This is a genomic window from Kitasatospora sp. NPDC001175 (assembly GCF_053598215.1).
This window is the reverse complement of the sequence record NZ_JBSFJU010000010.1, coordinates 61,236-82,097: the sequence shown is the minus strand read 5'-3', so window position 1 is coordinate 82,097 and position 20,862 is coordinate 61,236. Positions and strand designations below refer to the sequence as shown.

The window sequence follows — 20,862 nt, the reverse complement described above, 5'->3', positions numbered from 1 at the left end:
CCGCCCTGCCCGGGCCCGGCGGCGGCCCGGCAGCGGACCGGTGGAGTGAGTGCGGGCGGCGGCTCACTGGCATGGCGAGCCCGCTCCGGCTACCGGGCGGTGGTTCACTGCCCGGTGATCCCCGTCAGCGCAACGGCCAGCTCGCAGGAGTCCCGATGCCCTCCGACCGCACCGTCTCCCGCTCCCGCCGGGCCCGTCACCACCGGGGCAAGGCGACCGCCAGCGTGGCCGGCGCCTTCTGGACGGTGATGGTCGGCACCACCATCCCCACCCCGCTCTATCCGGACTACGCGGCGGCCTTCGGTCTCTCCGCGCTGACGGTCACAGTCGCGTTCGCGGTGTACGCGCTCGGTGTGGTGGCCGGTCTGCTCGGCTTCGGCTCGCTCTCGGACCGGGCCGGACGCAAGCCGGTGACCGCCGCCGCACTGCTGCTGGCCGGGGCCGCCGCCGGGATCTTCCTGGTCGCCGACGGTCTGGCGCTGCTGCTGGGCGGACGGGTGCTGTCCGGGCTGTCCGCGGCGCTGGTCACCGGTGCGGCGACCGCCCATCTCACCGAACTGGCCCCGCCACAAGGGCGGATCAGGGCGGGCCGGATCGCCCTGGCGGCCAATATGGGTGGCCTGGCCGGCGGCCCGCTGCTCGCCGGGGTCCTGGCCGAGTGGGCACCCGATCCGCTGCGGCTGGCCTGGGCCGTCAACGCCGTCCTGGTCCTTGTCACCCTGCTGCTCCTGGGCCCGGTGCCGGAGACCGTCGAACGCCGGGCGGAACAGCGGCTGTTCACCCTCCAGCTGCCACGGGTCCCGGCGGAGATCAGGGCGCCCTTCGTACGCTGCGCGCTGGCGGCCGGGTCGGGGTTCGCGGTCATGGGCGTGCTCACGGCCACCACCGGGCTGTTCTTCACCACGCTGCTGCGACTGGACTCCCCCACGCTCTCCGGAGCCACCGTCTCGCTCACCTTCGTCTGCGTCGCGACCGGGCAGCTGCTCGCCCGGGTGCTGACTCCCCGGCCGGTCCTGCCCGCCGCCTGCCTCGGCCTGGTCGCGTCCGCGGCGCTGATCGCCACCGCGATGCTCACCGCCTCCGCCGTGCCGCTCGTCGCCGCCGCGGTGGCCGACGGGCTTTCGGCCGGCCTCGCACTCGGCGAGGGCATCGCACTGATCACCAGGCGGACCGAGCCGGCTGTCCGGGGCCAGGCGTTCTCGGCCCTGTTCGCGGTGGCGTACGCGATGCTGGCGCTGCCCGCGATCGGGGTCGGCGTGCTGATCGTCCACGTCGGGCTCCGGTACGCCGGGACCGTCTTCGCCGCCGTGGTGGCGCTGATCGCACTCGGGGTGCTCGCCAGCCTGCGACGCGGACGGCTGCCTGCCTGACCGGGGCCGGGTGGGAGGGCAGAGTCCGACTACCGCCGGGCGGTGAGGTGCCCGAGCAGGCGCGCGACGCAGTCGACGACACCGTCCCGCAGCAACGCGACGTTGACGAGCAGCCGGTCAACTGTCCATCCGCCGACGCACCGTCAGCCCGGCGGATCGGAGTCTCGTTGACGAGTGATCACGGTTGCCGGCGAGGAGAGCACGGTGCAGCCGTTCAGTCGCGCCGAGTGGCGGTCGGTTGCGGCGTTCCGGCCTCCGCGGAGGCGGTTGCCAGACCGCCGGGGCCCCATTTGACGGGCCCCGGCGGCGTGTTGGTGAGTACGGACGATGGATGGCGGAGTCGACTGCGACGACCGGTCCACATCCGGAGGTGCCGGGTGGTCAGGGCGCGTACCGGCACACCGTGACGCCGCTCCTCGCTCCGCAGCCCATCTTGCTGTAGCTGGGGTTGATCATGTTGTAGTAGTGACCCCAGCGTTGGTACCCCGCCTGGTTGGCGTACGGGTCATGGTTGGGATCGGAGTCGTAGGCGCTCTTCTCGCTGGCCCACTGCCCCGTGGCCTGGCCCGGCCCGCCGCTCGACATGTTCTCGGCGGCGTTGCTTATCGACCCGTGGTGCAGCGTGCCGCCCGCGGTGGATGCCGGGTTGTCAGCCCAGGACTGTGCCTCGGAGGCAAGCCCGCCGTCCCAGCTCAGACCTGACTGGCCGGCCTGGGCGCGAACGCTGTTGGTCTGGGAGAGCATGGTCTGTTGGTCACCGGGGCTGATCTGGGCGGGGAACTCCGCCGCGTGGGAGACGGTCGCGGTGGCAACCGTCGCCAGCATCATGCCTCCGGTCATCAGCGCCGTTGCGAAGATGCTCGCGGCGCGATGGTGTACCCGAGTTGGATTTCTCATTGCGACCCCCTGGTCGCACAGAAAACAGCAGCAAGTGCCGGCGCGGACCACGACCGCCACGGAAGCGGGCCGCACGCCTGGCTCATGCGATGGCCAGGACGCCATCGACGACAAATCACTCTGTCCGGCGGCCACATGACCGCCGTCAATAGGACCAGCGTATGTCCAGGGCGTCTTCGCGGCGACCGAAGAGACCACTGAGATGTCTCCGTGCAGTCGGTGATCGAGACTCTGCCCTTCGTAGCCTCGAATCCCGCCACTCCGACCAACTGGCCTTCCCTCAAGGCTAGTTCCACCAATTCGTTGCGGATTCAAGTCGGGTTCTTCCGCGAATCGGACGCTGCCGCCCCGGCTGTTTCGCGCCGCGTCCGGCGCTGGAAGGCCTCCGCACGCCCGGCCCACGTCAACCTCATGCAGGTGGCCGCATACCTGCAAGTCGTCTTTCCTGGACCAAGAGTTGGTCAAACCCGCTCGCTGCCGAGATGTGCTCCGACGTCGGCTTGACGCACATTCCGCCCCGGATGTCCCTCGCCACTCGCTACGTCAAGTGGCCCTGCTCTTGGCTCACTTGTTCCGGCGCGACTGTTCATGGCGGATGGCGGCGAGCACCACGGCGACGGCCGCACCGGCCAGGGAGAGCGCCAGGCCGGGGTTCACGAACGAGGGGACGAACTCGATGCTGTACCCGTCACTCCAGGTACAGCTGGAGCTCAGCGGCAGCAGGCTGTCCTTGGGAAGCACGTCGGACTCCGCCGGGTCGCCGTACCGGGCCAGTCCGCACACCCGCGCCTCGTCCTCGACCCGCCGGTAGCCCTTCAGCAGGCCGAAGGCGTACAGCACGGCCGCGGTGGCGAGGCAGCTCACCGCGGCCTCCCGCCAAGAGCTCGTGGGTGTCGCGGCCCGCAGGCTGCCGCGCCGCGCCACGGCGGCGCACAAGTGCACCAGCAGGGCGGCGGCGGCCGCGGCCAGGAACAGGGCGGTGAGCAGGGTCAGGCCGGGGCTCTGGCCGGTCTCCTCGGCCAGCGCGCGGAGGTCGCCGAGGACGCGGTTCACGGCTACGCGCTCCCGGTGACGGGGTTCCACTTCTTAATGATCACGTAAAGCGGTATACGCCAGCAGGGATTCCGCGTCAACCGAGCGCATCCGTCGCCGCCTTGACCATCCGCCGGACGGAGCCTCCGCCACGGCGTCCGGCCCGGCCCCAGCGGCACTCCGGCCCGGCCCGGCGTTCCCCCAGCCTGATCCGGAACAGCGCGCCCGGACGTTCTCGCCGCGAGTGGCAGAAGAACCAGCGGCAGAGCAGCCTGGTGCCCCAAGTACAAGATCCGTCCCCCTTCCGGTCTCCCTCCGGCGCGGGGTACTCCTGAAATCGAGCGACAGGTTGTCGGACATACCGCGGAAGGGAGCACCACCATGGGTGAGGTGCGATCACAGGACGGCTGGCAGGTGGACGGGCGCTGCACGAACTGCGACGTCGCGCGGCAGTTGGCCCCAGGGCTGATCGGCGAGGTCGACGGGCGCTCGGTCGTCCTGCGCCAGCCGCAGGACGAGTCCGAGGTCCGGCTGCTCCAGGCCGCCGCGCACGCCTGCCCCACCAGGTCGATCCACCCCCCGGGCCGGCGGCCCCTGGCCGCGGCGGACGACCCGTTCCCGCTGGCGCTGGACGACGGCGTGCTGCTGTGCGGACACAACTCCAGGCAGACCGCGGGAGCCAACTCGTACCTGCTGCGCCGCCCCGGCGGCACCACGATGATGGTGGACACGCCGCGCTGGAGCGCCTCGCTCGCGGCGCGTTACGAAGCGCTGGGGCCCGTCACGGACGTGCTGCTCACCCATCGCGACCACGCCGCGCACGGGCGCCGCTACGCCGACCGTTTCGGTGCCCGGCTCTGGATCCACGAGGGTGACCTGGACGCCGCGCCGGACGCCGACCGCGTGCTCCGCGGCACCGACCCGGTGGAGATCGCCGAAGGAGTGACCGCCCAGCCCTTCTCCGGGCACACCCGGGGCAGCGTGCTCTACCTCGCGGACGGGCGGTACTGCTTCAGCGGCGACAGCTTCTACTGGTCCCGCACCACCGGGGACATCGAGGTCGCCGAGAGCGTCACCTGGTACTCGATCCGGGAGCTGGCCGCCTCACTGGCCCGGACCGCCGATCGGCTGCGCTTCGAGTGGCTGCTGCCCGGTCACGGCGACCGCCACCGGCTCCCCGCCCACGACATGGCACTGCGGCTCGCTGGACTCGCCGCGCGCGCCAGCGACCTGCAGCCCCGGCCGGTCGACTTCACCGCCGTTCGCTGGTAACCGCCGCGGGGCCGGGCCCGGGAGTCGCTCCCGGCCCGGCCGCCCGCATGGCGGTCACGATCACCCTCCGCGCGTCGTCCAGGTATCGGGTCAGCTCCACCTCGACGTCGTCGCTCTCACCGGACTCCAGCAGCCCCGCGAGGATCTGGTTGCGGCGCAGGAACGGCTCGTGCAGGCCGTGCGCCGTGGGCACCGCGCCGAACGCCAGGCGGAGTTCGGCCAGCAGCCGGGACATGCAGTCGTCGATCCGCATGCTTCCGGCGAGCCCGGCGACGGACTGGTGGAAGCGCAGGTCGGCGGTACCGACCGCGACCCAGTCGCCCCGTCCCTCGGCCGCCTCGGCCTGGGCCAGTGCGATCCGGACCTGGGCTAGCCGCTCGGGTGCCGCGCGCGGGGCCGCACGGACACCGGCCGTCTCCAGGGCGAGGCGCAGGGTGAAGATGTCGTCGACGTCCTCGGGGGTCAGGATCCGGACGAAGACGCCGCGGTTGAGCTCGTGCACCACCAGGCGCTGGTCCACCAGCAGCCGGAACGCCTCCCGCAGCGTGTTGCGGGAGACCGCGAGCGCCTCGCCGAGCGCCTCCTCGGACAGCCTCGTCCCCGGCGCGAGCCGCCCCTCGGTGATGTGGTCGCGCAGTACCTCGGCCACCCGCTGCGCCACCCCGGTGCGCTCGAGCCGGCCGCGCTCGGCCGCCAGTGCGCCGAAAGCCCCGGTACTGCCCTGCTCGCCTCCGACCACGCGGCCCTCCGCCTCCGTTCGAAACCCCGGCCCCGACCCGTCGGGGCGATCCGTCGCGGCAGCCCGGCGGGGAGAGAACCGGACACCCGCACTCTTGTCGGATTGTTCAACAACCCCTAGCCTCGCTACGACTCTCCCCCAGGGTCCTCCCCACAAAACGGTGACCTCCGGCCCGGAAGGCGGCCAAGGGCGTGCTCGTTCTCTTAGGCATCCTCATCGTGGTGGCGGGCTTCGCCACCAAACGCAACCCCCTGCTGATCGTCGGTGTCGCCGGCGTCACCACCGGCCTGCTGGGCGGGCTCTCGCCAACCGCGGTGCTGGCAGCCTTCGGGGCCGGCTTCGCCTCCAGCCGCTCGGTGAGCCTGTTCGTCGTCGTCCTGCCAGTGATCGGCCTGCTGGAGCGCAGCGGCCTGCAGGAGCAGGCCCGGACCCTGATCGGCCGGCTCCGCGGGCTCAGCGCCGGGCGGCTGCTGACGGTCTACCTGGTGTTCCGGCAGCTCTCCGCGGCCCTCGGGCTCACCAGCATCGGCGGCCCGGCGCAGGCGGTGCGGCCCGTGGTGGCGCCGATGGCGGAGGCCGCGGCCGAACGCCGGCACGGAACGCTGACCGACCGCGCCCGCGAGCGGGTCCGCTCGTACGCTGCCAGCGCCGACACGGTCGGGCTCTTCTTCGGCGAGGACTGCTTCCTCGCGATCGGTTCGGTCCTGCTGATCACCGGTTTCGTCAACGCGACCTACCACACCCACCTGGAGCCCGCCCAGCTCGCAATGTGGGCGATCCCCTCCGCGCTGTGCGCTGCCCTCATCCACGGCACCCGGCTGCTGCGCCTGGACCACCGCCTCGAACGGGAGTCGACCGTAGTGAACCGTCAACTCGCCGGTTCGCGGCGCCGATCGGCACAGGGGGCGAAGTGATCCAGGTGGAGTGGCTGTACTGGCTGGTGGGCGCGATGCTCCTGGCAATGGCGGCGCAGATGGCCGCCGACCGCAGCAATCCCGAACGGTTCGGCTCCGCGGCGTTCTGGGGACTGCTCGGCCTGAGCTTCGTCTACGGCACCTGGGTGGTGCGGAAGACCGCACCCGCCGCTCCGCTCGGCGCCGCCGTGCTGGCCATGGCCGCTCTGGCGGGATTCGGTCTGACCGGACGCGGCACGCCGAGGACCTCGACTTCCGCGCAGCGCAAGGAATCCGCCGCCGGGATCGGCAACCGGCTGTTCCTGCCCGCGCTCACCGTCCCCCTGGTCGCCGTCGTCTGCGGCACGCTCGCCAAGCAGTGGCACCTCGGCAGCAGGCCGCTGCTGCAGCCGGGCAGCGAGACCGTCATCGGTCTGGGACTCGGCGCGCTGGCCGCCGTGGGAGTGGGACTGCTGGTGACCCGCGAACGTAATCCGGCCGTCGCCGTACACGCCGGCCGCGGTCTGCTGGAGGCGATGGGCTGGGCTCTGCTGCTGCCCCAACTCCTGGCCGTACTGGGGTCGATCTTCCAGGCCGCCGGGGTGGGCCCCCAGGTCGGTAGGCTGGTCACGCACGTCCTGCCCGACGGCAACCGCTACCTCGCAGTGGTGCTCTACTGCGTCGGGATGGCACTGCTGACCGCCGTCATGGGCAACGCCTTCGCGGCGTTCCCCGTCATGACCGCCGCCATCGGCTGGCCGGTACTCATCGTCCGGCTGCACGGCGACCCGGCGGTCGTCCTCGCCGTCGGAATGCTGGCCGGCTTCTGCGGCTCCCTGGTCACGCCGATGGCCGCCAACTTCAACCTGGTGCCCGCCGCACTGCTCGAACTGAAGGACCAGTACGGGCCGATCAGGGCCCAGATCCCCACCGCGGGCGCGATGTTGGCCTGCAACATCGCCATCATCTCGGTCGTCGCGTTCTGAGGACGCCTTCGGCGACACCGACCACCACGAGAGGCGGCAATCCTGATGACCCGGGTCCTGCTCACCGGCTTCGAACCCTTCGGTGGCGCGGCGCTCAACTCCTCCTGGGAAGCCGTCCGGCTGGTCGCCGACGGCCCGCCGGACGGATTGAAGGTGACCGTCCGACGGCTCTCCTGCGTGTTCGGCCGGGCGGTCGACGAACTGTCGACGGCGGTCCGGGAGACCGGACCTGACCTGGTGGTCCATGTGGGCCAGGCCGACGGCCGGTCCGATCTCGGGGTCGAGCGCATCGCGATCAACATCGAGGACGCACGCATCCCCGACAACACGGGCCGGCAGCCGGTGGACCGGCCGGTGGTGCCCGGCGGTCCGGCAGCCCACTTCGCCACCCTGCCGGTCAAGGCCTGCGTGGCCGCCGTCCGCGAGGCCGGCCTGCCCGCCTCCCTGTCGCACACCGCCGGCACCTTCATCTCGCGACCGTTCGGGGGGGGTGGGCCATCACCAAGCATTGGCAGAAGATCAAGGACTCCGGCGAGGTCGACATCCGGACGTCGCAGTGGTCCAGCGGTCCTGAGCGACAACCCGCCTTCCTCGCCCAGCTGTTGACATCCGACACGGCCGATGTGGCGGAGGATCAGCGAGGTGGCCCCTCTGTCGAATCGGTGGCAGCGGGCGGAGGAGCAGGTGCGGCCAGTTCGTCGAGTGGCTGCCGGTCGGCCTCGGCGCTGAAGGTCGCCTCGACCGTCTCCTCCGGTCGGCGTTCCTCCATCTTCGCGAGCAGGGTGAACGCGTCCTTGTCCTGCGGCGTGAAAGGGGGCTGGGTCATGGAGCGCGGCCACAGCCGGTACCGCAGGACGACGTTGATCTCCGCCGCGAGCAGGGTCAGTCGAGCTCCGGTGAACACCCAGGTCAGCAGGCCGATCACGATCGCGAAGAAGCCGTACACGTCGGCGGCGTGATTGATGACGTAGCGGACGTAGACGTCCCCCACCGTCTGCAGCACTTCCCAGAACCCGGTCGCGATCACCACTCCGATGAGCACGTCCCGCACCCGTACGGTGGCGGCGGTGAGCATCGTGAAGGCGGCGAGGAAGACGCCGAAGTTGACGATCGTTGACGCGGCCAAGGTCCACGGGCCGTTCAGGGGCCCGAACCGGGGTGCGTAGCCGATCAGGGCGCTCGACAGCAGAACGCCGAGCCCCAGGACCACCAGGATCGCAAACCCCCGTACCCGACGGCCTACGAACCCCGGCCACTCCTTGAAAGGGACGTTCCAGACCGTGTTCATGGCGTTCTGCGCGGCCTGACCGACCCCCTGCGCGCCGTAGAGCGCGCCGGCCAGGCCCACTGCGAGTGCCAGGGGGCTGCCCCTCATCGGGTGCGCCGCGTTGCGAAGCTGGCTGCCGATGATCGGGAAGTCGGCCAATGCGGAATTGACCATCCGCTGCTGCAGTTCGGGATCCCCGCTCAGGACGAAGCCGAGGACGGTGGAGAAGACCAGGAGCAGGGGAAAGATCGCGAAAAGCCCGTAGTAGGCGATGATGGTGGCCTTGCCGCCAGCCTGGTCGTTGCCGAACTTCTGAATGACCGCGAACGGTATCCCTGCTACGGCATGCCGCTGCTGGAAACGGTCGATCTGGCGCACAACGACTTCCACCCGGTTCATCAGTCCTCCCGAACGGCCCGGGGGCGTGTCAGCGATCTCGTGTAAGTGCCTTGGGTTATCGGATGCTGAGCCGGTCCTCGAAGAAGAGTGAGAACTGGTTCAGCGCCTCCTGCCAGTGTGCGGCGACATGGTTGATGTCGCGTGCCCTGAAGGTGATCTGCTCGCGGACGGCGAGGTAGAGGTGTGTCACCAGTAGTGGCGGCGGCCGCCGACGGCGTGTCCCACCAATCCCAGGATCCACAAAATGGCCCCGATGACCAGCAGGACGATCCCGATCATCCACAGGAAGCCGAGGTGGAGCAGAAACCCGACGACAAGCAGGATGACTCCGAGGACGATCATGGTGTCCTCCGATCTCGCAGACAACTCTAGCCACACGTCTTTCCCGCAGTGGCCTGGGCAAACGACTGAGCTGAGCTTTGCCCCGCGACGTGGACACCCCTGACACTTGGATCTTGTAGGTCCAGGAAGGGAAGTCCAGGTGGGACGTCCGTCGAAGTACTCGGATGAGTTCCGACGTGATGCGGTGGCGTTGCACCGAGCGTCGGGTGGCCGGCGTACGTTCGAGGCGGTCGCGAAGGAGATCGGGGTCAATCACGAGACTCTCCGGAACTGGGTGCGCGCCGCTGGCGCCGGGTCGGCGGGGCCCGAGCCGGCGTTGGACTCCGACGAGCGTGCCGAGCTCGCGCGGCTGCGCAAGGCCGAGCGGGAGTGGCAGGTCGAAAAGGAGATCCTGCGCCGGGCGGCAGCTCCCCGGAACCGCAGGCGCCACGGTCGACGAACGCGAACAGCGGATGGTACCCGAAGGACTTCTCCCGGGCCGGGGCGGCGTCCTGCTTCTCGGAGTACGAACGAGAAACCCTGTCATCCCGGCTAAGCGGTGTTCTCTGCTTTTCTGACCACCCGTCGGACGGCTCCGCTCCATGAAAGCGTGAGGTTAGGGTCTGCATCACGAGCCTGGGCCGATTTCGATCTCTCGGCTGGCAGAAAAGCATCTTGTCCGCCTGTCACACTGGGTGAAAGTTTTGCCACGTTCGGTATTGATCGTGGGCGTCGGCTCCCGGCGGCCAGTGACGTACGAGGTGGCAGGCTTGACGGAGATTCAGCACCTGACGAAGGTCTACAGCGACCGCGCCTATGTGCACACCACGACCGTGCGGCACCAGGGCAGCACGGTCGCGTTCGCGATGGACGAGCAGCGGCGCATCGTCTACACGGTCCTGGACCTGTCGCAGCACGACGAGGCGCGCGGCGAGGCGGACGCGGAGTGCTGGTCAGAGAATCCGCTGCCGCTGCGCTTCCCGGCCGAGCTGGCCCGGGTCGGCTACGCCGTGGCCGGCGCGGTACGGATGCCCGCGGTCAAGCGCGGCGGACGGGTTGAGGCCGAACCGGAGGAGCGGCTCGACGAGGACGAGCTGGACCCGTTCCTGTCCAGCACGGCCCGGCTCGGCGCCGCCACGCCCTTCCACGTCGTCTCCGACGGCACCCACCTGTACGTGCTGCGCCAGTCCGTCCGGGCCGACGACCCGGACGCGGTCTTCCGGCTCTCCGACGGCACCGGCTCCTCTGCCGACCCGGCGCGGGCAAGGTCGCGCTGGTCGACGCCACTTTGCTCTGCGACCGCTTCGTGCTGGCCGGCGGCGAGTTGAAGCCGGTGCTGGAGGTCCGCTACCGGCGCAGCCGCCACAAGGGCCGCCCGGACTCCGGGAAGGACAGCCTCGGCACCCGGGATATGGAAGGCCGGGCGTTCCACGAGCCCACCCGGACGAGCAGCCCGTGACGATCGGCACCGTGCTGCGGATCGACGGCGACGTGGTGCAGTTCACCGAGGTCACCCTCGCCCCGCTGACCGGCCCGGGTTTCGTGACCGTCGGCGGCCACGGCTTCCGCTTCGAGGGCAGCCATCCCATCGGCGCCAAGTCGCTGCGCCTTGGCGCGGGCGCGGATGTGACCCTGCTCAAGCCGGGCATGAGCGTGCAGCGGGTGCGCTACGACCACCGCTGGTCCACGGCCTCGCGGCCCGGCGTCGCGCTCTCGGCCGGCTCCCGGCTGGTCACCGTCGACCCGGCGGTCTGGCCGAGATCCCACTCGGCGGCGCGGACGGCCTGGTGCGCGGGCACGGCGGCCGCTGGCGCGCCGACATGCCGGGCCGCGCGTACGCCTTCGACGGCCAGGGACGCTTCCTGGCACTGCCAGCCGAGCAGGTGTCTCGGGCGGCGACGGCGGGTGACCTCACGCTGGAGGCATGGATCAACCCGGAGCGGGTCGAGGGCCCGGTGCGGCTGCTGCACGCCAACGCGGGCGACACCCCGTACGGACTCGGCCTGGTCGGCGGTCCCGCCGTCACCGCGCTGGCCTACGACGGGGTGAGCGCCGCCGCCGTGGTGCCCGGCGCGTTCGGCTTCGGGGACGGCGACTTCACGGTGGAGTTCTGGGCCCGCCGTACCACCATCAACCCAAAGGCGCACTACCTGCTCGGCCACAGCACCGAGCAGCAGCGGAACAGCGAGTCCCTGCACATCGGCTTCCGCTCCAACTCCTCCTTCACCTTCGCCTTCTGCGGCGACGACCTGACGACGGACCGGCAGTTCGTCGACACCGAGTGGCATCACTGGGCCTGCGTCTTCCAGAGCCAGACCCGCCAGCAGGTGATCTACCTGGACGGCCAGGAGATCGCCCGCCGCACCGCCACCGCCACCTACCGGGGCCAGGGCCGGCTCTCGTTCGCCTCGGTGCCGTGCTGGCCGGGCGAGTTCGCCTCGGTCCACCTCGACGAGGTCCGGCTCTGGTCGACGGCGCGCGGCGGCGACGACGTACGCGCGGCCATGAAGCGGCGGCTGACCGGCGCCGAGGCCGGGCTGCTCGGCTACTGGGCGTACTCCGCCCCGGCGCCCGGCGCGCAGCCCGTGCTGACGGACCGCTCCGGCAGCAACCGGCACGCCGAGCTGCGCGGCAAACCCGGCCCTGTCCCGGCGCGTTCGCCGATCGACGAGGGCGGCTACCGGGCGGTCGCCACCGTCGGCGACCGGCGGGTGGTCAGCCGGGAGAGCTTCCCGCTGCGCGAGTGGAGCCACCTCGCCGCCGCCTACCAGCAGTCCTGGGCGGTCCGGTTGGACGGCGAGGCCTACCTGGAGGTCGCGGACGACGACACTCTGGACATCGCCGACGACCTGACGCTGGAGGTGTTCGCCCGACTGGAGCGGCTCGGCGAGACCCAGGGCCTGCTCTCCAAGGGCCGCACCGCCGACGGCGCGGGCGGCTGCGTGCCGTACCGGCTGGCGGTACTGCCGGACGGCCGGCTGGAGTTCGCCTTCGAGGAGCCGGACGGCCGGGCCGTGCGCTTCACCTCCACCGAGGGCGTCGAGGCCGGGACGTTCCACCGGATCGCGGTGGTCCGCAAGGGCGGGCGCTCGATGCAGGAGCAGAAGGGCACCCGCCAGATCAGCGCGGTCGGGGCGGACGGCAAGCCGGTCACCCAGAGCGTGGAGCTGGTCGAGTCGGTCGAGGTCCGCGAGTGGCAGGACGTCCGCTTCCACCTGGACGGCCGGGAGATCGGCGCGGCCCGCTACGAGGGCCCCGGCCCGCGCGGCAACGACGCGCACCTGGAGCTCGGCCGGGCCCGTGACGGCTCGACGGTGCAGCCGCTGACCGGCGTGCTCGCCGAGGTGCGGATCTGGGGCGCCGCCCGCGACGCGGCCCGCCTCGGCACCGCCGTGACCGCCCGCGACCGGGGCCTGGTCGCGCACTGGCGCTTCGAGGAGAACGCGGGCAGCACGGCGGCCGACGCCACCGGCTCGCACCCCGCCCGGCTGCGCGGCGCCCGCTGGGTGCGCAACCCCGACCCGCGTGGCAGCGTATTCCGGCTCTATCGCAACGGCGTCTCGGTGGCCTGCGACCCGGCTGGCACCCCCGGCACGCCCGACACCGCCGCCTTCGCCGACCCGGGCGACGCCCAGCTCACCCTGGGCGCGGTGGTCAGGGGCGGCAAGGCGGTGGAGTCGTTCGACGGCGTCCTGGAGGAGGTACGGATCTGGCGTACCGCCCGCACCCACGAGCAGCTGCTGGACAACCTGTTCACCCGGCTCAAGGGCGAGAAGGAGGACCTGGTCGCCTACTGGCCGTTCGACCGGGACTCCACCGAGCCTGACGTCGCCCAGGTCCGCGACGACGGACTACTCGCTACGTCGAAGTACCGTTGCCGCAGCGGCCGATCACGACGCCCGCCGCAGCGCCGAGCACGCCGACGACGATGCCGCGACACCGAGGCCGCGAACGGTCGAGCAGAGCACCGCGACGGCGGCCCATGCACAGCACCCGGCACCACGTGCTGCTCTGGACAACCGGCCGCACTCCGTGCCGTGGGAGCGCCACCGGAGCGGTTCCCCCACGGCTTCGCGTCAGGCGACGTGCAGCGTGAGCACTGCGGTGTGCAGTTGTCCGGCGGTCTGGAACTGGAGGAAGACCCGCCAGTTTCCGAGGTCGCCGAGTATGGCGTTGAAGGTCAGCGTCGGCCCGCCGTGGTCCCCGTCGACGATGTTCTGGGGGTGGAGGTGGGCCAGCGCCTGGTTGCCCTCGTGGAAGGCGCTGAGGTGGGCGTAGCTGTCGAGGTACGGCTGGAGATCGGTGACCGGCTGGCCGTCCTTGCTGATGGTGGCGGTGAGCTTGTGGGTCATCCCGGCCATCGGCCCGCTCTGGACGGCGACGGTGTAGCCGTCGACGGTGGTGCTGTCGGCTGCGGCGGGCAGTGGCGCGGCGGCGGCCTCGCCGGGCACGGTGACGGTACGGCTGAGGACGAACTCACTGCCCTTGTGCGGGCCGGTGTTCGGTGTGAACGAGGCGTACAGCCGCCAGCTGCCCGGTTCGAGGGCGGCCAGGTCGGCGGTCCACGTGCCGTCGGCGGCCATGGTCGGGTGCAGGTGCTGATAGCCAGTGAGGTCCGAGCGGATCGCGTAGAAGTGCAGCGTCTTGGTCTGGACGACCGCGAAGTCGGTGATCGGTCGGCCGTCCGGGCCGGTGATGGTGAACGGGTAGCTCACCGCCTGGCCGGCCGGAAGGCTGGTGGCTGGCGCGTCCAGGCGGTAGCCGTCCAGTTCGGCGGCGAGCCCCTCGCCTGCCGCCATCATGCCGGGCATGCCCGGCATGCCCGAATGGTCCATGCCCGGCATGCCCGAGTGCTCGGAGTGCGAGGACGAACCGCACGCAATGAGCGCGAAGGCGAGCAGTGCGGGCACACCGGCCGCCACGGCCCAACCACGCGAGACCGAACGAGGAGAAGCGAACATCAGCAGGTCTTTCCCGTACGAGCGCGCCGAGAAGGGCGCTTGGATGAACAGATACGCGTGGCTGCGCCGGTCACAGCCGCGACCCTGTCAGGCTGGTGCGACACACCTGCAGCAGCATTCCTCGCTCGCCGCCCGGCGGACCCCGCAGGTGGTGCGCAGCGATGGCGGCCCGACGGCGCGTCATCCCACCGGACATCCACGGAGATCATCGTGGCCGTCACAGTTCCCCGGGTGTCGAAGCCGTCCGAGAGGTAGGAACCGGTCGCCGCCAGTTTGCGGTCCGCGACCGGCTCGGCGACAACGGCCAGCGCCGGATGGCCGTCGGCAGTCGAGGAGACGCCGCCACCGATCACGGTCGCGGCGGACAAGGCGGCGCCGGTGATGGGTCTGGTACGACGGTGAGGTCCCATGGGCGGTCTCCTGCTCGTCCTCGGCCGATGGCGCCCTGATGCGCCTGGCCCGTGCTGCTGTGAGAACCGGGGGAAGTACGGCCTCACAGGACAGGAGACCCGTGGCGGACGCAGTGATAACCGAAAATCCGGTGGCTCAGTCGTACCCGCATCGGCTTCGCTGACGCTTGCGCCTGGTCGAGACTGCCGCAGTACGCTCAACTCGGCGACCAGGGCCCATAGGAACGTCTTGCCCGACGGGAACGCCGCGCGGGCGCGTCGGGTACGAAGGTTGGCCACATCCCTCGTCGGCGCATCTGTCCGCCGCCACCCGGTTCGCGGGTGGATCGTCAACGAGACGCACCCGCGGCTCGCCACCCCACGGGTCCTTCGGCGCCCGGGAGTTGGTTTGAACGCTCCTGGCTTGCGGGCATCGCTGGGGTGGAGAAATACGCCCACGACAGAGGCGACCGAGGTGGCACAGATGCACGACACCGGTACGGAACCGATCGCGACCTTCTGCGGAAACTGCAACTGCGGCTGCCCGCAGCTGTTTGTGGACCCAGCCGCCCCCCAGGAGAAGCGGGTGCGGATCACCGACGACTTCGGGCAGCAGGTGCAGATGAGCGAGGAACAGTTCCGGGACCTCATCGCCCAGGCCAAGAGTGGCGCGCTGGACGACCTCGCAACCTCGGCCGTCTGACACCGCGTCATCCACAGTGACCTGAGTTCGGGCACAGCACAACCGCAGGACTCGGGCCGAGTGGTCATCCGCATCGTCATGCACGGTGTCGTGGCGGGGACTCGCCCGTGGCGCACATCTTGTGCGCGTGGTCCGGGCCGGGACGCCGAACGCCACGGCCCGGACCTTCAGGTCATCGCGCTACTGCCCGCGACATCACCGCAGTTGCGGCGCCGCAGGTCAAGCACGGCGGCGAGCTGTGCGTCATGCCGCCGGGGTACGACACCAGCTGTTCGTTTCCGGACCGGGCGGCGGGAGAGGACCCGGTGCCATGGCCGGGTAGGGCCGGTGTGGGACACATGTGCTGCGTCCCACACCGGCCCTGTCCGTTACGCCGAAGTGCCGGTGCTGTCGGCGCCGCGGCCGCGGCGGCCGCGCACAACGCCCGCCACGGCGCCCGCCACGGCGCCGAGGACGCCGACGACGATGCCCGCGATACCAAGGCCGCGAGCGGTGGAGTCACTGCTGCTGCTCTTCGCCGTCGCGGTGCTCTGCTCGGCCGGGTCAGCCTTCGCACTCGGTGCGGCGCTGGGGGCGTTACCGGCGGCAGCGGTCAGCTTGAGGACCGGTGCCGGGTGCTCGGGCTCCTTCTGGCCGTCCTTGGCCTCCTCGATCCAGCGCACGACGTTGCCGTCGCTGTACGTCTGAAGGGCCTTGAAGACCACCTTGTCGGTGCCGTCGGGGAGCGCGCCGAAGTCGACGGTGAAGTCCTGGAAGTGGCCGGGGGCGATCTGCCCGCCCGTCCAGACGATCTGGGAGACGACATCGGTGATGTCGCCGTCGTCGGTGTGGATCGGGGTGGCGAGCTTGGTGGTCTGGATCTGGTCCGTCCAGCCCGGCACCGCGGCAACCATGGCGGACGGGATCGGGTGGTCGGTGGGGAAGTCGATCTCGACCTTCACCGTGCTGGCGTTCTCCTGCTCGTTCGGCACGCGGAAGGCGAAGGTCTGGTCAGTCGCGTCCTTGGCCACGCTGGACGGCTGCACGGTGACGTGCGCGGACGCAGGGCCTGCGATCAGCAGGACGACGGCGGCGCCCAGGGCGGAGGCGGCGGCAAGGCGGTTCTTGAAGGACGGTCTCATGGCTGTGTGTTCTCCGTGTGGGAGCGTGCACGCGCGGACGTCGGTACGGGCGGCTCCCGGCCGCTTCCTGGCAGGGGCACCGTACGCCGTCGGTCAGGCCAGGCGTGCTGATGTGGTCGGGGGCGCGGAGCTGCCGCCGACGCGGGCAGCGCTACCACCGTGGGGGTGCGCTTGCCCGTCCGGTCAGGCAGCGGAGGCCACCGGCGGACCTCGCCTGATCACACAGTGCCGGAGCAGCCCCGGTGACGGGAGCTGCCACCGCCCGCTGTCCCTCGTGAACCACGCGACGGGCGGCTGCGACCTGCGCCCGGTGCTGCCGGACAGCACGGCTTCGAGCCGTGCGATCATCTCCCGCAGTCTCGCCGCACCCGCGTTCACGGTGGCCGAGGCCGCCTCGGCGGTGGTGCGGACCAGCCGCCACACGGCCGCCTCGCCCCGCCGCAGCCACCATGCCGCCAGCAGCGTGGCGGTGAGGTGGCCGGCGAACATCGCGGGGCTCAGCCCGAGCAGGAAGGCATGGCACCACAGGGCGACGTGCGGCGCAGCCGCTGCGGAGGCGTGGGAACCGCTTCCGAGCGGCGCGGCGAGTTGCGCGGCCACCGCCCTGGAGTGAGTGCCGTCGGCCATCCCCATGCCGGGCATGGTCGGCATGTCGGCCATCCCGGCCATGCCCGCCGCATTCGGCATCGCTTGGGCCCGTGCGGGCGTCTGCTCGGTGTGGAAGAGGAGGTGCAGGCCCAGCTGGCCGACGGCCAGCCCGCCGGCGATCGCGGCCAGCGACCGTTCCCGCCGTGCCCCGAGGACGGCCGCGCCCAAGGTCAGGACCCAGCCCAGGAGCACCGCCCGGGTCGGCACCACGGCGCCGGAGGCCAGCGTGTGGCCTGCTGCGGCCAGCACGACGCAGACCGTCGCGAACGGCATGGCACGCAGTACGCGAAAGTCGAGCGAGGCGGGAGGCGCCGGGGCGGGCCCGGCCCCGGTTACGAAGGCAGACATGGCGGGCACATCATGACATCCGCGGCCGTGCGCTGTGCAGGGTGCCGCGAAGTTCGCGGCATCCACGCCCTCCGGGAGGCTCCGGTTGTCGTGGAAGAACCTCCAGGTCAGCGGCGACTTCTCGAAAAATCATCCATCTGTTCGGAACTTCCGGCGGCCCGCGGCCGACTGATGTGACGGACTCCGTCACCCGACGGAGTCCGTCACAGCGGAAGGACGGATCATGCGGCCGCACGGGCGGGCATCACGGCAGCTCAGACCCCATATAGCGGGGGTGGGATCGTGACCCGCGCCGCCGAGAGGGGGCGGGCGGTGGCCGAGGACCAGTGGAGCCTGGTCGCGGTCGCCGGGATGCTGTCCTTCGTCGCGATGCTCGATATGAACATCGTCAACCTGGCCCTCCCCGACATCTCGCGCAGCTTCGGTATCTCCGCTGAGACCGCGCAATGGGCCGTGCTCGGCTACCAACTCCCAGTGGTGGCCCTGCTGCTGCCCGCCGGACGCTGGCTCGACCAGGTCGGAACTCGCCCTGCCCTGATGTTCGCAGTGGGCGGCTTCGCCCTGTGCAGCGCGGCAGCCGCGGTCTCCCCGTGGGCCGCCTGGCTGATCACCGCCCGACTGGCCCAGGGAGCCTTCGGGGCCGTCCTGTTCGTCCTGATGCCGGTGCTCGCCGCCCGTTCGGTACGACCCGAGCTGCGCGGGCGCGCGATGAGCGTGCCGGCCACCCTCGGGCCGCTCGGAGCGGTCGCCGGACCGGCGGTGGGCGGGCTGCTGCTCGACCACCTCGGCTGGCGGGCGATCTTCCTCGTCAAGCTTCCGGTCTGCGCGGCCGCCCTGCTGATCGCACGTCGGAACGCACCGGCCGGCGGGCGGCTGCGCCTGCCAGACCGGTCCTCGCTCGGGGACGCCGGCCTGGTCGGCGGCGCCATAGCGGCGCTCCTGCTGGCACTGACCCTCTCCCCGGGCTCGCCCGCCTGGCTGCTGCTGGCCGTCCCGGCCGTCCCGCTGACCGCCCTGTGGCTGAGAAGACCCGGTGGGCGGCCCGTCAGCTCGACGCTGCGGGACTCCGGCACGTACGGGGTCAACGGAGCCGTCCTCGCTCTGGCGGCGGGCTTCGCCGCGATGCGTTACGTGCTCTCCCTGCACCTGCAGCTGGACGATGCGGTGAGCGCCACCGCGACCGGGCTGACCACGCTCTGCTTCCCGCTCGGGATGGGCCTGGCCGGGCCGCTCGGCGGACGGCTCGCGGACCGCTTCGGAGCCCGGCCGCTCGCCACCGCCGGCGCCACCGTGACCGCCCTCGGCCTGCTGCTGCTCGTCCCGCTGGACGCCGGTTGGTCCCTGGCCGACGTCGCGTGGCGGTTGGCTCTGGCCGGCGTCGGCATGGGCCTGTACGGCGGGCCCGTCCAGTCGCTGGTGATGGCCGCCGTACCACCGGACCGGATCGCCACCGCGGGGTCGGCCGTCCAGCTCGCCCGCAGCCTCGGCTTCACCCTCGGGCCCGCCCTCGCCACCACCGCCTGGGGCTTGGGCGGGGCCGGCACCGGCGGCGTACGGGCCGGACTGGGACTCGCCGCGGCCGCCGCATGCGTGGCCGCACTCCTGCTCGCCGTCCCCGGCCGGCGGACCGCCGGCCTCGCACGGACCAACTGACTGCACGCCACCTCAAGGAGAGCATCCGATGTGCGGAATCACCGGCTGGGTGTCGTTCCACCAGGACGCCCGCACCCAGGCCCCGGTCATCGAGGCGATGACCGCCACCATGGCCCGCCGGGGCCCCGACGCCGACGGCGTCTGGCTCGGCGCGCACGCCGCGCTCGGCCACCGCAGGCTGTCCGTCATCGACCTCACGGGCGGCGCCCAGCCGATGACCGACCCGTCCGGTGTCGTGCTCAGCTACAGCGGCGAGGTCTACAACCACCACCAGCTGCGCGCCGAACTGCGCCGCCTCGGCCACGGGTTCCGCACCCGCAGCGACACCGAGGTGGTCCTGCGCGCCTACCAGGAGTGGGGCGAAGGCGTCGTCGACCGACTGGAGGGCATGTACGCCTTCGCGATCTGGGACGAGCGCAGCGAGCAACTCCTGCTGGTGCGCGACCGGCTCGGCGTCAAGCCGCTGTTCTGGGCGCGGATCGACGGCGGACTCGCCTTCGGCTCCGAGCCCAAGGCCTTGTTCGCGCACCCCGAACTCGAGCCCCGCGTGGACGCGGACGGCCTGCGCGAGGCGTACAGCCTGCTGTTCAACACCGGCCCGACCGTGTGGGCCGGCGTCCGCGAGGTGGAGCCCGGCGGGCTGCTCACCCTCGGCCGCGACGGCATCACCGAGCACCTGTACTGGCAGCTTCAGGCCCGCCCGCACACCGACGACCAGGACACCACCGTGGAGCGGGTCCGCTCCCTGGTCAACCGCGCCGCCCGCGCCCAGTTGGAAGCCGACGTACCGCTGTGCAGCCTGCTCTCCGGCGGTCTGGACTCCACCGTCATCACCGCTCTGATCGCCGACGAACTGCGGCACAGCGAAGGCCCGCAGGCCCGCCTACGCTCGTACGCCGTCGACTACAGCGACCAGGCCGAGCGGTTCACCGGTGACGTGCTGCGCACCGGGCACGACACCCCGTTCGCCGCCGAGGCCGGGGAGTTCATCGGCACCGAGCACTCCACCGTCGTCCTCGACCCGTGCGCCCTGCTCGATGTGGAGCACCGCAGGGCCGTGGTCGTCGCCCGGGACTCGCCGATCGGAGTCGGCGACATGGACACCTCCCTCTACCTGCTCTTCGGACGGATCCGCGAGCACTCCACCGTCGCCCTGTCCGGCGAGGCCGCCGACGAGGTGTTCGGCGGCTACCCGTGGTTCCACAACCCGAAGGCACTCACGGCGCAGGCCTTCCCCTGGCTGCTGGTCACCGGCGACAACGCCGCGATGCCGCTCCACCCGGACCTGGCCGCCACCCTGCGCATCGGCGAGTTCCGCGCCGACACCTACCGCGACGCACTCGCCGCCGTCCCCCACCTGGACGGCGAGGACCCCGTCGAGCACCGCCAGCGCGAGATGCAGCACCTGTCGCTCACCCGCTGGCTGCGCCAGCTGCTGGACCGCAAGGACCGCCTCTCCATGGCCCAGGGCCTGGAGGTCCGCGTTCCCTACTGCGACCACCGCCTCGTCGAGTACGCCTTCAACGCCCCCTGGTCGATGAAGAGCTACGACGGCCGGGAGAAGAGCCTGCTGCGCGCCGTCGGCACCGGCATCGCACCCGAGTCGGTGCTGTGGCGGCCGAAGAACCACTACCCCGCCACCCACCACGCCGACTACAACCGCGGCCTGCAGCAACTCACCCGCCAGGCCCTCGACGCTCCGCAGGTGCGCGACATCGCCGACGAGAGCGTCATCAAGACCAGCCTCGACACCCCTGCCGACCAGCTCCAGTGGGGTCACCGCCTGCGCCTGGAGCGGGTGGTGGACCTCGCCCTGTGGCTCGACCACCACCGCCCCTCCCTCTCCCTCTAACACCCGCGTCC

Annotated in this window: 21 protein-coding genes; 11 read left to right on the top strand and 10 right to left on the bottom strand. The window is 71.4% G+C overall.

Annotated features, from left to right (window positions below; genetic code table 11):
- Positions 1-155 precede the first annotated feature (155 nt).
- On the top strand, positions 156-1,370 hold the full coding sequence (locus tag ACWDAK_RS10335) for an MFS transporter (protein WP_344636074.1): 1,215 nt from the start codon (positions 156-158) through the stop codon (positions 1,368-1,370).
- A gap of 381 nt (positions 1,371-1,751) precedes the next feature.
- Here ACWDAK_RS10335 and ACWDAK_RS10330 read toward each other — a convergent pair whose 3' ends face one another.
- Complete coding sequence (locus ACWDAK_RS10330; RefSeq protein WP_344636075.1) at positions 1,752-2,210, bottom strand: CAP domain-containing protein; 459 nt, start codon at positions 2,208-2,210, stop codon at positions 1,752-1,754.
- A 621-nt stretch (positions 2,211-2,831) separates the two neighbouring features.
- Positions 2,832-3,320 carry a hypothetical protein gene (locus ACWDAK_RS10325; RefSeq protein WP_427393951.1) on the bottom strand — a complete coding sequence of 163 codons (489 nt, stop codon included), beginning with the start codon at positions 3,318-3,320 and terminating at the stop codon, positions 2,832-2,834.
- 360 nt (positions 3,321-3,680) lie between these two features.
- On the opposite strand from ACWDAK_RS10325, the gene ACWDAK_RS10320 reads away from it, so the two are divergent.
- Positions 3,681-4,571, top strand: coding sequence for an MBL fold metallo-hydrolase (locus ACWDAK_RS10320; RefSeq protein WP_344636077.1), 891 nt, complete (start codon positions 3,681-3,683; stop codon positions 4,569-4,571).
- Here ACWDAK_RS10320 and ACWDAK_RS10315 read toward each other — a convergent pair.
- Positions 4,552-5,310 carry a GntR family transcriptional regulator gene (locus ACWDAK_RS10315; protein WP_427393950.1) on the bottom strand — a complete coding sequence of 253 codons (759 nt, stop codon included), beginning with the start codon at positions 5,308-5,310 and terminating at the stop codon, positions 4,552-4,554. The genes ACWDAK_RS10320 and ACWDAK_RS10315 overlap by 20 nt on opposite strands.
- Positions 5,311-5,501: 191 nt before the next feature.
- Between ACWDAK_RS10315 and ACWDAK_RS10310 the strand changes: the two genes are divergently transcribed.
- From ACWDAK_RS10310 to ACWDAK_RS10300, 3 genes are read left to right on the top strand one after another with little or no spacing between them, the layout of a single operon-like run.
- Positions 5,502-6,224, top strand: coding sequence for a DUF969 domain-containing protein (locus ACWDAK_RS10310; protein ID WP_427393949.1), 723 nt, complete (start codon positions 5,502-5,504; stop codon positions 6,222-6,224).
- Positions 6,221-7,189 carry a DUF979 domain-containing protein gene (locus ACWDAK_RS10305; protein ID WP_427393948.1) on the top strand — a complete coding sequence of 323 codons (969 nt, stop codon included), beginning with the start codon at positions 6,221-6,223 and terminating at the stop codon, positions 7,187-7,189. The genes ACWDAK_RS10310 and ACWDAK_RS10305 overlap by 4 nt, the downstream gene beginning before the upstream one ends.
- Positions 7,190-7,234: 45 nt before the next feature.
- Positions 7,235-7,795: a pyroglutamyl-peptidase I family protein gene (locus ACWDAK_RS10300; protein ID WP_427393947.1), complete on the top strand. Its 561-nt coding sequence runs from the start codon at positions 7,235-7,237 to the stop codon at positions 7,793-7,795.
- 28 nt (positions 7,796-7,823) lie between these two features.
- On the opposite strand, the gene ACWDAK_RS10295 is transcribed toward ACWDAK_RS10300, so the two are convergent.
- From ACWDAK_RS10295 to ACWDAK_RS10285, 3 genes are read right to left on the bottom strand one after another with little or no spacing between them, the layout of a single operon-like run.
- Positions 7,824-8,855, bottom strand: a complete 1,032-nt coding sequence (locus ACWDAK_RS10295; protein ID WP_344636082.1) for a YihY/virulence factor BrkB family protein — start codon at positions 8,853-8,855, stop codon at positions 7,824-7,826.
- Positions 8,856-8,910: 55 nt separating this feature from the next.
- Complete coding sequence (locus ACWDAK_RS10290) at positions 8,911-9,045, bottom strand: hypothetical protein (protein WP_427393984.1); 135 nt, start codon at positions 9,043-9,045, stop codon at positions 8,911-8,913.
- Entirely contained in the window at positions 9,042-9,197 is a 156-nt protein-coding gene (locus ACWDAK_RS10285; RefSeq protein WP_344636084.1) for a DUF6131 family protein, read from the bottom strand. Before ACWDAK_RS10285 ends, ACWDAK_RS10290 begins: the two co-directional genes overlap by 4 nt.
- Positions 9,198-9,336: 139 nt before the next feature.
- Here ACWDAK_RS10285 and ACWDAK_RS10280 point away from each other — a divergent pair, with 139 nt between their 5' ends.
- The gene (locus ACWDAK_RS10280; RefSeq protein ID WP_427393946.1) at positions 9,337-9,732 is read left to right on the top strand and encodes a transposase; all 396 of its coding nucleotides are present in this window, start codon (positions 9,337-9,339) and stop codon (positions 9,730-9,732) included.
- A 214-nt stretch (positions 9,733-9,946) separates the two neighbouring features.
- Complete coding sequence (locus tag ACWDAK_RS10275) at positions 9,947-10,504, top strand: hypothetical protein (protein WP_344636085.1); 558 nt, start codon at positions 9,947-9,949, stop codon at positions 10,502-10,504.
- A gap of 19 nt (positions 10,505-10,523) precedes the next feature.
- Here the strand turns inward: ACWDAK_RS10275 and ACWDAK_RS10270 are convergent, their stop codons facing one another.
- Both ACWDAK_RS10270 and ACWDAK_RS10265 read right to left on the bottom strand, forming a co-directional pair.
- Entirely contained in the window at positions 10,524-10,760 is a 237-nt protein-coding gene (locus tag ACWDAK_RS10270) for a hypothetical protein (RefSeq protein WP_449806453.1), read from the bottom strand.
- Positions 10,761-10,843: 83 nt separating this feature from the next.
- Positions 10,844-10,975 (bottom strand): hypothetical protein, encoded by a 132-nt coding sequence (locus ACWDAK_RS10265; RefSeq protein WP_344636087.1) that lies wholly within the window; start codon positions 10,973-10,975, stop codon positions 10,844-10,846.
- Here ACWDAK_RS10265 and ACWDAK_RS10260 point away from each other — a divergent pair.
- Entirely contained in the window at positions 10,964-14,392 is a 3,429-nt protein-coding gene (locus ACWDAK_RS10260; RefSeq protein ID WP_427393945.1) for a LamG domain-containing protein, read from the top strand. The two genes, ACWDAK_RS10265 and ACWDAK_RS10260, sit on opposite strands and share 12 nt — an antisense overlap.
- A gap of 618 nt (positions 14,393-15,010) precedes the next feature.
- Positions 15,011-15,229, top strand: a complete 219-nt coding sequence (locus tag ACWDAK_RS10255; RefSeq protein WP_344636089.1) for a hypothetical protein — start codon at positions 15,011-15,013, stop codon at positions 15,227-15,229.
- Between the two features lie 368 nt (positions 15,230-15,597).
- Here ACWDAK_RS10255 and ACWDAK_RS10250 read toward each other — a convergent pair whose 3' ends face one another.
- Together ACWDAK_RS10250 and ACWDAK_RS10245 are read right to left on the bottom strand one after the other, a co-directional pair.
- On the bottom strand, positions 15,598-16,350 hold the full coding sequence (locus tag ACWDAK_RS10250; RefSeq protein ID WP_344636090.1) for a YcnI family copper-binding membrane protein: 753 nt from the start codon (positions 16,348-16,350) through the stop codon (positions 15,598-15,600).
- 183 nt (positions 16,351-16,533) lie between these two features.
- Complete coding sequence (locus tag ACWDAK_RS10245) at positions 16,534-17,346, bottom strand: hypothetical protein (protein ID WP_344636091.1); 813 nt, start codon at positions 17,344-17,346, stop codon at positions 16,534-16,536.
- A 282-nt stretch (positions 17,347-17,628) separates the two neighbouring features.
- Between ACWDAK_RS10245 and ACWDAK_RS10240 the strand changes: the two genes are divergently transcribed.
- Positions 17,629-18,999: an MFS transporter gene (locus tag ACWDAK_RS10240; RefSeq protein WP_427393944.1), complete on the top strand. Its 1,371-nt coding sequence runs from the start codon at positions 17,629-17,631 to the stop codon at positions 18,997-18,999.
- A gap of 28 nt (positions 19,000-19,027) precedes the next feature.
- On the top strand, positions 19,028-20,851 hold the full coding sequence (gene asnB, locus ACWDAK_RS10235; RefSeq protein ID WP_427393943.1) for an asparagine synthase (glutamine-hydrolyzing): 1,824 nt from the start codon (positions 19,028-19,030) through the stop codon (positions 20,849-20,851).
- Positions 20,852-20,862: the final 11 nt, after the last annotated feature.

Bases quoted from the DNA above. Each gene is read 5' to 3' on its own strand.
- ACWDAK_RS10335 (WP_344636074.1), top strand. From the start codon at position 156: ATGCCCTCCGACCGCACCGTCTCCCGCTCCCGCCGGGCCCGTCACCAC.
- ACWDAK_RS10330 (WP_344636075.1), bottom strand. From the start codon at position 2,210: ATGACCGGAGGCATGATGCTGGCGACGGTTGCCACCGCGACCGTCTCC.
- ACWDAK_RS10320 (WP_344636077.1), top strand. From the start codon at position 3,681: ATGGGTGAGGTGCGATCACAGGACGGCTGGCAGGTGGACGGGCGCTGC.
- ACWDAK_RS10300 (WP_427393947.1), top strand. From the start codon at position 7,235: ATGACCCGGGTCCTGCTCACCGGCTTCGAACCCTTCGGTGGCGCGGCG.
- ACWDAK_RS10295 (WP_344636082.1), bottom strand. From the start codon at position 8,855: ATGAACCGGGTGGAAGTCGTTGTGCGCCAGATCGACCGTTTCCAGCAG.
- ACWDAK_RS10285 (WP_344636084.1), bottom strand. From the start codon at position 9,197: ATGATCGTCCTCGGAGTCATCCTGCTTGTCGTCGGGTTTCTGCTCCAC.
- ACWDAK_RS10270 (WP_449806453.1), bottom strand. From the start codon at position 10,760: ATGGCTGCCCTCGAAGCGGAAGCCGTGGCCGCCGACGGTCACGAAACC.
- ACWDAK_RS10255 (WP_344636089.1), top strand. From the start codon at position 15,011: ATGCACGACACCGGTACGGAACCGATCGCGACCTTCTGCGGAAACTGC.
- ACWDAK_RS10250 (WP_344636090.1), bottom strand. From the start codon at position 16,350: ATGAGACCGTCCTTCAAGAACCGCCTTGCCGCCGCCTCCGCCCTGGGC.
- ACWDAK_RS10245 (WP_344636091.1), bottom strand. From the start codon at position 17,346: ATGTCTGCCTTCGTAACCGGGGCCGGGCCCGCCCCGGCGCCTCCCGCC.
- asnB (WP_427393943.1), top strand. From the start codon at position 19,028: ATGTGCGGAATCACCGGCTGGGTGTCGTTCCACCAGGACGCCCGCACC.